The sequence below is a fragment of the Curtobacterium sp. MCSS17_006 genome (genome assembly GCF_003234215.1).
Lineage (GTDB): Bacteria > Actinomycetota > Actinomycetes > Actinomycetales > Microbacteriaceae > Curtobacterium > Curtobacterium flaccumfaciens.
In genome coordinates, this window is record NZ_QKSO01000027.1 from 1 (window position 1) to 12,170 (window position 12,170).

Consider the following 12,170-nt stretch of genomic DNA (forward strand, 5'->3'; position numbering starts at 1 on the left):
CCCCCCCCCCCTACGTCACGTGACGGAAGACACCGGGTCCGAGCCGCCCCACGATGGACCGAGGGCGGCAGGACCGTGGTGCGACCTGTGCCGCACGCCGCCCACGACACGGCAGGAGCGTCGCCATGAAAGTCATCGCAGTGATCGGCACCGGCAAGGTGGGAGCGGGGTTCGCGCGGGCAGCCGTCGCCGCCGGCCACGATGTCGTCCTCGCCAACTCGCGCGGCCCGGAGAGCCTGTCCGAGATCGTGGCCGCACTCGGCGAGCGGGCATCCGCGGACACCGTGGTCGGGGCAGCGGAGCGGGCGGACATGCTGCTGCTCGCCGTCCCGCTGCACCGGTACGACCAGCTCCCGGCGGCCGCGCTGGACGGCCGGATCGTCATGGACGCGGGCAACTACTACACCGACTGGTCCGGACACATCGAAGCGCTCGACGACGAGTCGACCACCACGTCGGAACTCCTGCAGGCTTCGTTCCCGGCCGCTCGTGTGGTGAAGGCGTTCAACAGCATCTACGCCGAGGAGATCGCCACGGACGCACGGCCGGGCGGAGGACCCCGGCGAGCGCTGCCTGTCGCGGGCGACGACGCCGCAGCCAAGGACACCGTCAGCGAGCTCATCCAGAGCATCGGCTTCGACGTCGTGGACGCCGGTCCGCTCCGCGAGGGCTGGCGGTTCCAACGCGGGACCCCGGCGTACGTCGTCCCGCTGACCGCCACCGAACTCGTGCGGGCACTGGCCGACGCGCGCCGCTACCGGGACATGGAGGCGGACGACGTCGTCTCGCGTCGGACCCACCTGATGCCGGAGGCCGAGAGGGAGACCGACACCTGACGCGACCGGGCGACGCGATGGCACCCCTGTGACCGCCGACTCCGGGGTGCCCCTCGGCCACACGACACGCCCGGCGGCGAAGGATCTGTGAGGATGTCCCCTCCGTGCACACTGCGGAGTGAAGGGGGTGGACATGAACCGATCAGCCGAGCCGGACAGCGCGCTCGTGGCGGCAGCAGCGCGCGGCGACCGCAGTGCGGTCACCGCGTTGTTCGACCGTCACGCCGAGACCATGACCCGGTACACGTGGGCACTGGTCACGCGGCGCATGGACGTCGAGGAGATCGTGCAGGACGCGTTCCTGACCCTCTGGCAGAAAGCCGACACCGTGGAGGTCCCCGGGGAGTCACTCCTGCCGTGGCTGCTCGTCGTGTGCCGGAACCACGCCGCGAACCTGCGGCGACAGCAGCGACGGCACGAGGGTGTCGACCTGCCCGACGAGCTCGCGGCGCCCGAGCCGGACGACGACGCCCGCGAACGGCTGCGGTGGGTCCGCGCCGAGATCGACGCGCTCGCACCACTCGATCGCCAGGTGTGCGAGCTCTGCCTCATCGAGGGCCGCTCCTACGCCGAGGCCGCCGACCTGCTCGGCATGAGCGTCGGCGCCGTCACCCAGCGCGTGTGGCGGTCCCGTGCACGGATCAAGAAGGCGGTGACGAACGATGAACGATGAACGACGAACCGACCACGGGTCCCCGATGAGCAACGAGCCGCCCGGAGGCGACGAGATGCAGCGGATGCTCGCCGGCATGCGGCAGCAGGTCGTCCGGGGCATGCACGACAAGCCTCGCCCGGCTTCCACACACCGTCGCGTCGGCCTCATCGTGGCGTTGATCGGGGTGCTCGGCATCGGCACCGCGAGCGGTTCGGTGGCGCTCGGACTCGTTCCGACGCCCTTCGCCGCAGCACCGGCACCCGCGCCGTCCTCTGCAGCGCCGACACCGGCACCGACCGTGTCACCGTCCCCGTCCGCGGCCCGCATCACGCCGACCCCCGCGCCGGCTGACACCACGGCGACGATCCCCGAGGCGTGCACCGATGCCGTGCCGGCCGCCGATGCTCCGCGCTTGTTCGGTTCGCTGGTGCTCGACCAGCTCCGACCCGCGGTTACCGGGGGGAAGACCGACTACTACGTCGACCCCGAGGAACCGTTCACCGCGGACGCGACGCTGGTCTGCCACTGGTCGCCGAGCGGCAGCACCGAGGACGTGGACAACCTGTTCCTCGAGATGGGCACCGTCGACCGAGGCATCCTCCAGGCCCGGCTCCAGTCCCTCGCAGGCAAGGGCTGGACCTGCACCGACACGCTCGGTGGACGCTCCTGCCAGCACACCGAGACGGCGATGTACTACTCGGACCGGGTGGAGACCACGCACACGTTCTTCGTGCGCGGCGACACCTGGATCTCGATCACGCAGTCGAACGTCCCGACCGACGGCCTCCTGAAAGCGCTCGTCCAGCAGACCTGGACGGAGTGACCGACGGACTGGAGGCACGGCGCCAGCTGGCACCGCGCCTCCAGTCCGTCGTCACGCACGCTCAGAGCCAGTGCCGCCGCTTGAACACCGCCCACAGCACGACCGCCAGCAGGACCATCGCGACGATCGCCGCCGGGTACCCCCACACCCACCGCAGCTCGGGCATGTGCTCGAAGTTCATGCCGTAGATCGACGCGACCAACGTGGGAGCGAACAGGATCGCCGCCCACGACGAGATCTTCTTCACCTCTTCGCCCTGCTCCATCGACGCCCGCGCCAGCCGGCGGCTCTCCTCCCCCTGTGCCAGGCTCGCGCTGGTCATCCGGCGCATCGCGTCGTTCTGCTCCTGCGTCACCAGGGTCGAGTGCAGCGTGAGCGCGTTCTCGAGCAGCGTCCGGAACGTGTCCACGCGCTCGGTGACGCGGATCGCGTGGTCGAGCACGTTCCGCAGCTGGTTCTGCACCTCGATGTCCGTGCCGTACTTCTCGGCGCCGCGCAGCAACGCGTTGAGCATCCCGGGCAGCGGGCCGATGGCGCGCTGGAACCCGATGACCTCGCTGAGCAGCTGGTAGATCCGCCGCGAGGACGCCGGGTCGACGTCACCGTCGAACAGGTCGTCCTCGATGTCGTCGATGTCGTCCTGCAGCCCGGCGACGACCGGGGCGTAGCTGTCGATGACCTCGTCGAGGACCGCGCAGAGCACCGCCTCGGACCCGCGCCCCAGGGCGTCCGGATCGGCTTCGAGTCGCTTCCGCACGTCGGCGAGGTTCGGCTGCTCCGCATGCCGGACGGTCACGACGAAGTCGCGCCCGGTGAACAGGTGCACCTCACCGAACTCGACGGTCTCCTCGTCCTCGTCGTACCAGGCGGGTCGCAGCACCACGAACAGGGTGTCGCCGTAGCGCTCGAGCTTCGCCCGCTGGTGCCCCTTGCGCGCGTCCTCGACGGCGAGCGGGTGCAGCCCGAACTCGTCCGCGACCGAGGCCAGCTCGGTGGCCGTCGGTCGGAACAGCCCGATCCAGGCCATCGCACCGCTCCCCGCGGCGTCGAGCGCCTCGTCGGTCAAGCTGAGGTCCTGCGGCGACTCCGTTCGGGTTCCGTTGACGTAGATGCCGTTGTCGATGAGGGCCACCGGTGTCCTCCTGGTTCCGTGGTGCATGCGGGCAACCTGCCGATCATGCCGGACCGCCGACGGCGGCCGCGCTTCCCTGACGGAGCCCTCACGCTGCGCGCCGGATTCCTGTCGGAGTCCTGACACGCCCTGGGCGCGACCCCAGGACGGACTGGAGGCACGGTGCCAGCTGGCACCGTGCCTCCAGTCCGTCCCGTGGCGGACGAGACGGCGTGGATCTGACGGAACGTCGGCACGACAGCGAAGATGGCGAGGTGAATCGCACCGACCGGCTCTACGGCCTCGTGGAGGAGTTGCGCGCCGTCTCCCCGCAGCCGCGGAGCGCGCGTCGTCTCGCGGAGCGGTTCGAGGTGTCGGTCCGGACCATCGAACGGGACATCTCCGCGCTGCAGCAGTCGGGTGTGCCCATCTGGGCGGAGCCCGGCCGGACCGGCGGGTACGTCATCGACGCGTCCGCGACGCTCGGCCCGGCGGGCTTCACGCCGGACGAGGCCCTCGCGGTGCTGATCGGGCTCGGCTCGCTGGGGGGCAGTCCGTTCCGGCACGCGGCGCAGACCGCGGCCAGGAAGACGCTCGCGGTCATGCCCGCCGGGGACGCCGCACGAGCCAGCGCACTGGCGTCCCGGGTGCACTTCCTGGAGGACGACGAGGACACGGTCGTCCCGGGCGAGTTCGCGGCGGCCCTGCGCGCGGATCGGGTCGTGCGACTCCGGTACCGGGACGCCGGCGGAGCGGAGTCGGTCCGCGACGTCGAACCGCTGGGGTCGATCGGGAAGGACGGTCAGTGGTACCTGATCGCCTGGTGCCGGACCCGCGACGGGGTGCGGGCGTTCCGCGGCGACCGGATGCTGTCGGTCGAGGTCACCGACGAGCGGCCTGCGCAGCGCGTCCTGCGATCCGAGGACCTCGCAATCCAGTACGGACGACTCCGTCCGGTCCTCGACGACTAGCGCGGTCGGTCCCCGGAAACGCGGTCGGTTTCCGGAAACACCGACAGGACGGTGTCGCGGCGGCCGGTGAAGCTGGTCGCTCCGAGTCAGCAGCACCACCGTGAGGAACCCCATGTCGTTCGCATCCGTCCGCATCATCACCGACGACCTCGAGGGCATGGTCGCCTTCTACGAGCGGATCACCGGCCAGCCGGCCGAGCGCCCCGCACCGGTCTTCGCGCAGTTCAGCGGTCCGGGCGGGACCCTCGCGATCGCCAGCACCGCCACGGTCGCCATGCTCGGCGGCGCGGTGACGCCGACCACGAACCGTTCCGTGCTCATCGAGTTCGAGGTCGCCGACGTCGACGGCGACTTCGTCGGACTGCAGTGCAGCAGCGACGACGTCGTCCTGGAGCCGACCACGATGCCGTGGGGCAACCGCTCCGCACTGGTCCGCGACCCTGACGGCAACGTCGTCAACCTGTTCAGCAGGCCCGCCGCCAGCTAGGCGGGGTGGCTCAGGCGGCGGCGGCGTTCGCCGACGAGCGGCACTCCTCCGGCGGCCGCCCCGCGACGGACTCCGCAGCGATGTCGCGGAGCCGGGCGAGGCGGTCGTGGGTGGCGCCGAGGGCCTCGATCTGGCGTTCGATGCGGTCGCTCTCCTCGTCGAAGTGGTCGAGCATCGTCCGCGTCGCGACCCCGGTGTCGAGGAACGGCAGGAGTTCGATGATCCGGCGGCTCGGCATGCCCGCCGCGTAGAGCATCTGCATGAAGCGCACCCGCGCGACATCGGGCTCGCGGTACTCCCGGTGTCCGCCCGTGGTCCGCTCGGACTCGAGGAGGCCCTGTTCCTCGTAGTACCGCAGTGACCGGACGCTGACGCCGGCCCGTTCTGCGAGTTCACCGATCCGCATCGTTCCGTCCCTCGGGCTTGATCCTCACGTTGACGTCAGGTTCTACCGTAACGGCATGAACCTCTCTGGAGCCACTGCCCTCGTCACCGGCACGAACCGCGGTATCGGACGCCACCTGGCCGCACAGCTGATAGCACGCGGGGCGAAGGTCTACGCCACCGCCCGACGCCCTGAACTGATCGACCTCGAGGGCGTCGAGCGTCTCGCCCTCGACATCACCTCCCCCGCGTCCGTCGCAGCCGCCGCCGCGGTCGCGACCGACGTCGATCTCCTGATCAACAACGCCGGGATCGCGACCACGGCGACCCTGTTGGGCGATCTGGACGCAGCGCACGCCGACATGGACACGAACGTCTGGGGCACCCTGTCCGTGATCCGCGCGTTCGCACCCGTCCTGGCGGCGAACGGCGGTGGGAGCATCGTGAACATCGCCTCGGGTGCCTCGTGGCTCGCCATGCCCGGAGCCTCCGCCTACGCGGTGTCGAAGGCCGCCCTGTGGAACATGGGCAACGCGTTGCGGCACGAGCTGGCCGGCCAAGGGACCGCGGTGATGTCCGTGCACCTCGGAGTGGCAGACACCGACATGACCGCGGGGATCTCGATGCCCAAGACCGACCCGGCGGACGTGGCGCGCGCGACCTTGGACGGGGTCGAGCGCGACGACTACGAGGTCGTCGTCGACGAGCAGACCGCGTTGATCAAGCAGATGCTCGCCGGGGACCCCAAGGAGCTGTACGCGGTGGTGGCGCAGATGCTCGCCTCGTAGGGGCTGGCTTCACGCAGCATTCGGCACGGCCGCCAACGTGCGGCCGTGCCGGGCCGCCTGCTCTTCGGCGCGGACCCGCAGCTCGTCGGCCAGCTCCGTGAACTGGTCGAGGGCGGGGTTCACCCAGACGAGCGTGAACTCGCGCGTCACCACGTCGAGGTCGAGCTGCCAGACGTCCTCCAGGATGCGTCGCATCCAGGCCGTGGCGTGGTCCCAGCCCTCCCGGGGTGTGCCGGCGGAGTAGTTGCCGCCCTGCACCGTGACGAGGACGGCCGGCTTGCCCGCGGTCGCGGGCACGGCGCCGGGTGCCATGCGCGGGTCGGTCAGCACGAGGTCGACGTAGGACTTGAAGTGCTGCGAGACGCCGAAGTTGTAGAGCGGCACGGCGAACAGCAGTGCGTCGGCACCGGCGAGCTCGTCGGTCAGCTCGGCGGCCAGGGCGACCGCCGCGGCCTGGGCCGCCGTGCGCTCCGACTCGGGCGTCGCGGATGCGGCGACGGCGTCGGCCCAGCTGTCGGCGGGCACGGGGTCGGTGCCGACGTGACGGCGGGTCACCTCGGAGCCCGCGTGCACGGCACTCCACTCGCTTTCGACGATGTCGCCGAGCGCTCGGCTGGTGGAGCCCTCGGTGCGGATGCTGGCGTCCAGGCGGAACAGGGTCATGACACTCCTTCGATCGCTCCCGAGTCGACGACCCGGGCTTCGGTTACGATGAGTAACCCTGCCCGCCGGGTTCCCGTTACCGCAAACGATCCCCTGTTACCCGGCAGTAACCACGGGAGACCCCATGACGGACCAGACCGCGCTGGACCAGTTGCAGGCCCGGCTCCACCAGTCGATGCCCACGATGGCCGAGCTGTGCACGAGCGAGGACCCGGAACTCTTCCGGTCGCTGCTGTCCCGGATGGGCGACAAGTGGACGCTGTTGGTGATCGGCGTGCTCGGTGACGAGCGGCGGCGGTTCACCGAGCTCTCCGAGGTCATTCCCGGCATCTCACGCCGGATGCTGACAGTGACGCTGCGCGCACTCGAGCGCGACGGGCTCGTCTCGCGGACGGTCCATGCCGAGGTGCCGCCGCGCGTCGAGTACGAGCTCACCGACCTCGGACGGTCGCTGCAGTACGTGGCGCTCGCCCTCGCCGACTGGGTACGGGAACACCAGCAGGTGATCGCCGGCAACCGGCAGGTCTTCGACGGTGACGGTGACGCCCGAGACCGATGACGACGGCGACGCGCGCGCGACCGCCGACCGACCGACCACCGGCCGTCTTTCGGTGGCCGATCGGCCACCCGGACAGGTACGCATCGGGGGAACTGTTTTGTCCGCCGGCGCCGTCGTCGTGGCGATGTGCTCACCACTCAGGACGATCGCCGTTCGGTAACGGATCGACCACCGAGCGAGCCTGCCAGCGGCTCAGGTTCGCTTCGACCGGTCCCGCTCGGATCGGGCGGACCCGTGGAGTGCGAAGCCGATCGCGCCGACGATCGCAGCCAGCAATCCCATCGCCGCGATGACCAGCCCTCCGGCCACGAGCCCGATGTACTGGACGCCCGCACCGAGGAGCGCCATCACGAGCCCCGCGACCAGAGCCCCGAGGCCGAAGGCAAGGCCGAACACACGAGGCGGAATGCGAGAGAACATGCTTCCATCCAACTATCAACGAGCGGCGCCGTAACGTCCTCGGGGTGGAACCCGACCGTCCTCGACAAGGGCGCCAGCCAGTGCAAGGAAGGAAGGTCTGCTGTCTCCTCGCAGCTACAAGATCACCTTGGCTGTCCTCGGCCTGGTCAGTCTCTTGCTCGTGCCGTTCTTGGTGCAGGGCGCCCTGCCGGCGATGTACGGCACGGTCGCACTCGTCGTTGTCGTCGCCTGGCTGCTCTACGGCGTCGTCAGCTCGAAGCTGACCCGACGATCCGGGCACAGCTAGGCAGGTCTCGGTGGCCCGCAACTGACGGACAGGAGGCCCGGTACCAGCTGGCACCGGGCCTCCAGTCCGTCAGTTGCACGCGTCCAGGGCCTGCGCTCCTGTCATGGCGTCCCACGCGCGCCGCCGTGTCCGGCAGCACCGTCCGGTCACCCCCCGGTCAAGGGCTGTTCACCCGCTGCCGCTAACTCTGCTTGTCGGACCGCTGCCCGAGGGTCCCGATACCGGAGGACCCATGAACACCCGCACCGCACTGTCCTGCGTTGCCGTCGCTGCCCTCGCCTCGCTGGTGTTCGCGGTGCCGGCGCACGCCGACGAGGCCAGCTTCTTCAGCAGCAAGCAGCCCTACATCGCCCCCAGCCAGTCGGACATCGACGCCTACTCGCCGGCACCGACGGGCTACGCACCCGTCGCCACGGAGTCGGTCGCCCGACACGGCTCCCGGGGACTCTCCGCGTACAAGTACGACGCGCTGCTGCACCGTCTCGCCGCGACCGCGCAGGCCGAGGACGGGTTCCTGACGGCGGAGATCGGGAAGGCGTTCTCCGCGAACCTCGATGCCATCACCGCGGCGAACGTCGCGAACGGCTACGGCATGCTCACCGGTCAGGGCGCCACCCAGCACCAGGGCATCGGAGCGCGAGCCGCGCAGCGCAACAAGCAGCTGTTCGCAGCTGCGGCGAAGTCGGGCGGGCGTGTCGTCGCCGAGACCTCGGGTGAGTCTCGCGCGACGGAGTCGGGCGAGAACTTCTTGCGGGGCTTCGGGGCCACGGGTGTCAAGCTCGAACCGCGCCCTGACCTGCTCTACTTCCACGAGGTCGAGAACCCGGACGGCACCGAGAAGGCCGAAGGGTCGCCCGAGCGCGAGCGCGCCCAGGCGTACGAGGACTACGTCGCCGCACAGACCGGTGACGGCGGCACGATCGCGGCGGCCTTGCAGTACATCGAGGCGAAGCCACGATCCGTCGAAGCGGCGAACGACCTGCTCTCCGGCATCTTCACGCCCGGGTTCATCGCCGCGATCGGCACGGACAAGGCGCACACCTGGTACAACACCGCCGACGGTTCCAAGGGCGGCGGGATGGCGTGTGCGCCCGGTGCCGACACCAAGGCCGATCCCGATGCCTGCGGCGATCCGAAGAAGTCGATCAAGAGCACCGTCGATGCGGCGATGTCGCTGTACAACCTGTACATCATCGCGGCCGACATGCAGGAGGAGAACGTCGCTCCGCACCAGTTCGACTTCGCGCAGTACTTCGCTGGCCGGCCGGCGGATGCCGAGTGGTTCGCGTACCTGCTCGACGCCGAGGACTTCTACGAGAAGGGCCCGAGCCTCGCCGGGCACGACGAGACCTACTCGATCGCCGAGCCCCTGCTCGACGACTTCTTCGCCACGATCGACGCCCGCGTGGCCGGCGGTGACGTGGTCGCGACCTTCCGCTTCGCGCACGCCGAGACGATCATCCCGTTCGCGGCGCTGCTGCGTCTGCCGGGATCCACCGTCGCCGCGCCCGACAACGCTGCTCCGGCATCCGACGCCGACGTCTACGGGTACCCCACCAACCCGTGGCGAGGCTCCCAGGTGACGCCGATGGCGGCGAACGTGCAGTGGGACGTCGTGTCGCGAGCGGGCATCGACCCCGCCACTGGAGCGACCTACACACCGCTCGTGCGCATGCTCTACAACGAGCGGGAGATCGCGTTCGCCTCCGGGTGCCGTGCGGTCGCCCCAGGGTCGCACTGGGTCAAGGAGACCGAGCTCAAGCACTGCCTCACCGGCACGGCGATGACCGAGAGCCCGCTGATCGCTGCAGCCGTGCCAGGACCGACCGCGACGCCCACCGCGGGGCCCACGCCGACGCCGACCGTGACACCAGCAGCGCAGGGAGCCGGCGCACCGACGACCCCGGCGACGGCGACGGGCACGCTGGCCGCGACCGGAGCGGAGTCACCTGTCGGACCGGCGTTGCTCGCGACACTGCTCCTCCTGGCCGGTGCCGGGACGCTGGTGCTGCGTCGCCGGCGTCGCCTGCGACCCACCGAGTGACACCGACGCGGATCCGCGGCTTCTCGAGATGACCAGCCGGTACCGGCGCACCGCGCCAGCGGGGTGACGGACGGACTGGAGGCACGGTGCCAGCTGGCACCGTGCCTCCAGTCCGTCAGCGCCGCCCGTCCAGTGCCGCGACCCGTCACGGAAGAAACGGAAGGCCCGTTCCGCCGCCGTCAGATCGTGCTGGCGTCGAGGACGAACCGGGAGCGGACGTCGCTCTTGAGCATCCGGGAGGAGGAGTCGTTGATGTCGGTCGCGGCCACGGTTTCGATCTCCGCGGCGACCGCGAGTTCTCAGCCTCTGTTGGAGAGGGCGATAAAGAGGGCGACGACTGTCGCCATGACGCACGACGCCGACAAGAGGCCTACGCACATCGCTCCGATTGCAACCAGTCGGAGTGTCCCTCGGTCCGCTCTGGACGCTCGGAGGCGTCGTGCGAGCGAAATGACGACGACCAGGTTCCCGAAGGCGATGGGCACCGACAGAAGCCACTGGTCCGGTTCGACCAATACGAAGGTGACGAAGAACGCGAACGCGAGGGTGCAGCTCCCAGCGGACAGGATCCACGTCTCGGCATCGCTGGTGCCGCCAGCGTATGAACGTTCGTGTGCGGCGCCGGAAGTGGGATCGTGCAACCGGGGTGCAGCCATTGCAGTTCGGTGAGTACGTGAGCGCGCGTCGTCGTTCATGGTGTGGTGACAGCCGTTCCGTAGCCGTCACGTGTCGATCCGACGGAACTCAGAGATCTCTAGGCCGAGATCGCCAGCGCGTTCGAGGAGCGAGTGGACCTCTGTCAGGTCGTCGAAGGTTCCGGTCAGCAGAGTCTGTGCTGATCCGATTTTCCTGTCAGCGTCAGCCGGGGCGTTCGAGGCCGCGGACCAGCCAAAGCATGCACCTTCGCCGGTACCATCTCGGCATGGCTGAAGCAGGTCTGCTCGCAGCGAGCATCGCGATCCTGGTCGGTACGGTCGCGATCCTCGTGCATCGCGTGCGGACCCCGGCCTGGGTGCGTGACGCGCAGCTCACCTTGAACGCCAGCCCCGTGACCAGCCTGCTGCTACTCCTCTGCGGTGCGCTCCTGGTCGCCCTCGTCCTCGCCTTCGGGATCTTCTTGCTCGCCACCAGGCACAGCGTCGTCGGGTGGGCCATGGTCTGTCTCGCTGCGACCGGCATCGCTCACCTCGGGGTGACCGTGTGGATCCGGCGACAGCCGCTCTCGTGATCAGGTGCGGAGCCAGGCCGTGGTCAGCGTGGATGTTCAACGGGAGGACTCCAGGCCGTTCGCGATCTGTAAGGCTCGGGTGATGTCGTGGCCACAGGCTGATCCCCTGGATTCGGACCGTCTCGCCCTGGAACCGCTTGCAGTTGACCACGCAGCCGAGATGCTGACCGCCCTGGCTCCATCAGAGCTCTACCGGTTCACTGGCGGCGAGCCACCAACCCTGGACGAACTGGGCGCACGGTACCGCCGCCAATCCCAGGGCCAGTCTGAGGACGGCAGCGCGGGTTGGCTGAACTGGATCGTCCGTTTTGCCTGCGGCGGACCGGCGATCGGATTCGTGCAGGCCACCCTCGAGCGCAAGGAAGACGGCCTCGTCGCGGACCTCGCCTGGCTGGTCACGCCAGAGGAACAGGGTCGAGGGTTCGCCGTCGAGGCAGCATCCACCGTCGTGATGTGGTTGCGTTCGGTCGACGTCGGGCACATCCGGGCTTTCATCCATCCCGATCACACCGCCTCGATGCAGGTAGCGCGACGGACCGGGCTTGCACCCACGAGCGCTCTGATCGACGGCGAGCTCCTTTGGGAAGCCTTCTTACCCAAGGCCACTGAGCACTGATCCCGTCCGATAGCCGATCCTTCACCGGGCGGCGGTGCCCGCCGTCCTGCGTTGAACGGCTTGCCCGGCCGAGTGCAGATCGCCTCGACAACCGACCTCGACGCTTAGCCCCGTCCTTCACTACTCGACTCACGCTTCCCCTGGGCGCTGTGGACGATCACCACGGTCGTGTTCATCGCTGCAGCGTGGACATGGCGAGCTAGGCCGAGCGTGAGCGGGAACAGTGCCATGCCGATCGAGCTCGCCGTCTGGAACACTCCGATCGCCCGCCCGCGGATGCGGGGGTGGGGGTGGGGGTG

16 protein-coding genes are annotated in these 12,170 nt (G+C 69.6%); 11 read left to right on the forward strand and 5 right to left on the reverse strand.

Going from position 1 to position 12,170, the window contains the following annotated elements:
• Nucleotides 1-53: 53 nt before the first annotated feature.
• The 3 genes from DEJ21_RS17800 (at nucleotide 54) to DEJ21_RS17810 (ending at nucleotide 2,314) form a co-directional block, all read left to right on the forward strand.
• A complete protein-coding gene (locus DEJ21_RS17800; RefSeq protein WP_111225507.1) occupies nucleotides 54-836 on the forward strand; it encodes an NADPH-dependent F420 reductase in 783 nt (260 codons plus the stop codon).
• A 133-nt stretch (nucleotides 837-969) separates the two neighbouring features.
• Nucleotides 970-1,509, forward strand: coding sequence for an RNA polymerase sigma factor (locus DEJ21_RS17805; RefSeq protein ID WP_083389453.1), 540 nt, complete (start codon nucleotides 970-972; stop codon nucleotides 1,507-1,509).
• A 25-nt stretch (nucleotides 1,510-1,534) separates the two neighbouring features.
• A complete protein-coding gene (locus DEJ21_RS17810; RefSeq protein ID WP_111225508.1) occupies nucleotides 1,535-2,314 on the forward strand; it encodes a hypothetical protein in 780 nt (259 codons plus the stop codon).
• Nucleotides 2,315-2,375: 61 nt separating this feature from the next.
• On the opposite strand, the gene DEJ21_RS17815 is transcribed toward DEJ21_RS17810, so the two are convergent.
• Entirely contained in the window at nucleotides 2,376-3,446 is a 1,071-nt protein-coding gene (locus tag DEJ21_RS17815; protein ID WP_111225509.1) for a magnesium and cobalt transport protein CorA, read from the reverse strand.
• Nucleotides 3,447-3,700: 254 nt separating this feature from the next.
• Between DEJ21_RS17815 and DEJ21_RS17820 the strand changes: the two genes are divergently transcribed.
• Complete coding sequence (locus DEJ21_RS17820) at nucleotides 3,701-4,396, forward strand: YafY family protein (protein WP_111225515.1); 696 nt, start codon at nucleotides 3,701-3,703, stop codon at nucleotides 4,394-4,396.
• 112 nt (nucleotides 4,397-4,508) lie between these two features.
• Nucleotides 4,509-4,883, forward strand: coding sequence for a VOC family protein (locus tag DEJ21_RS17825; RefSeq protein ID WP_111225510.1), 375 nt, complete (start codon nucleotides 4,509-4,511; stop codon nucleotides 4,881-4,883).
• 10 nt (nucleotides 4,884-4,893) lie between these two features.
• Here DEJ21_RS17825 and DEJ21_RS17830 read toward each other — a convergent pair whose 3' ends face one another.
• Nucleotides 4,894-5,289, reverse strand: coding sequence for a MerR family transcriptional regulator (locus tag DEJ21_RS17830; RefSeq protein WP_111023240.1), 396 nt, complete (start codon nucleotides 5,287-5,289; stop codon nucleotides 4,894-4,896).
• A gap of 55 nt (nucleotides 5,290-5,344) precedes the next feature.
• On the opposite strand from DEJ21_RS17830, the gene DEJ21_RS17835 reads away from it, so the two are divergent.
• Nucleotides 5,345-6,055: an SDR family oxidoreductase gene (locus tag DEJ21_RS17835; protein ID WP_111046564.1), complete on the forward strand. Its 711-nt coding sequence runs from the start codon at nucleotides 5,345-5,347 to the stop codon at nucleotides 6,053-6,055.
• Between the two features lie 9 nt (nucleotides 6,056-6,064).
• On the opposite strand, the gene DEJ21_RS17840 is transcribed toward DEJ21_RS17835, so the two are convergent.
• On the reverse strand, nucleotides 6,065-6,718 hold the full coding sequence (locus DEJ21_RS17840; protein ID WP_111225511.1) for an FMN-dependent NADH-azoreductase: 654 nt from the start codon (nucleotides 6,716-6,718) through the stop codon (nucleotides 6,065-6,067).
• A 124-nt stretch (nucleotides 6,719-6,842) separates the two neighbouring features.
• Between DEJ21_RS17840 and DEJ21_RS17845 the strand changes: the two genes are divergently transcribed.
• Nucleotides 6,843-7,277, forward strand: coding sequence for a helix-turn-helix domain-containing protein (locus DEJ21_RS17845; RefSeq protein WP_308201655.1), 435 nt, complete (start codon nucleotides 6,843-6,845; stop codon nucleotides 7,275-7,277).
• Between the two features lie 192 nt (nucleotides 7,278-7,469).
• On the opposite strand, the gene DEJ21_RS17850 is transcribed toward DEJ21_RS17845, so the two are convergent.
• Nucleotides 7,470-7,697: a hypothetical protein gene (locus DEJ21_RS17850; RefSeq protein ID WP_139196627.1), complete on the reverse strand. Its 228-nt coding sequence runs from the start codon at nucleotides 7,695-7,697 to the stop codon at nucleotides 7,470-7,472.
• Between the two features lie 127 nt (nucleotides 7,698-7,824).
• On the opposite strand from DEJ21_RS17850, the gene DEJ21_RS18435 reads away from it, so the two are divergent.
• From DEJ21_RS18435 to DEJ21_RS17870, 4 genes are all read left to right on the forward strand, one after another.
• Complete coding sequence (locus tag DEJ21_RS18435; protein ID WP_181435956.1) at nucleotides 7,825-7,983, forward strand: hypothetical protein; 159 nt, start codon at nucleotides 7,825-7,827, stop codon at nucleotides 7,981-7,983.
• A 232-nt stretch (nucleotides 7,984-8,215) separates the two neighbouring features.
• Complete coding sequence (locus DEJ21_RS17855) at nucleotides 8,216-10,027, forward strand: histidine-type phosphatase (RefSeq protein WP_111225512.1); 1,812 nt, start codon at nucleotides 8,216-8,218, stop codon at nucleotides 10,025-10,027.
• A gap of 922 nt (nucleotides 10,028-10,949) precedes the next feature.
• Nucleotides 10,950-11,255, forward strand: coding sequence for a hypothetical protein (locus DEJ21_RS17865; protein WP_146247834.1), 306 nt, complete (start codon nucleotides 10,950-10,952; stop codon nucleotides 11,253-11,255).
• An 82-nt stretch (nucleotides 11,256-11,337) separates the two neighbouring features.
• Nucleotides 11,338-11,871 carry a GNAT family N-acetyltransferase gene (locus DEJ21_RS17870; RefSeq protein ID WP_111225516.1) on the forward strand — a complete coding sequence of 178 codons (534 nt, stop codon included), beginning with the start codon at nucleotides 11,338-11,340 and terminating at the stop codon, nucleotides 11,869-11,871.
• A gap of 104 nt (nucleotides 11,872-11,975) precedes the next feature.
• Here DEJ21_RS17870 and DEJ21_RS18500 read toward each other — a convergent pair.
• Nucleotides 11,976-12,170: hypothetical protein (locus DEJ21_RS18500; RefSeq protein WP_220036592.1), on the reverse strand; the 195-nt coding region annotated here is incomplete at its 5' end.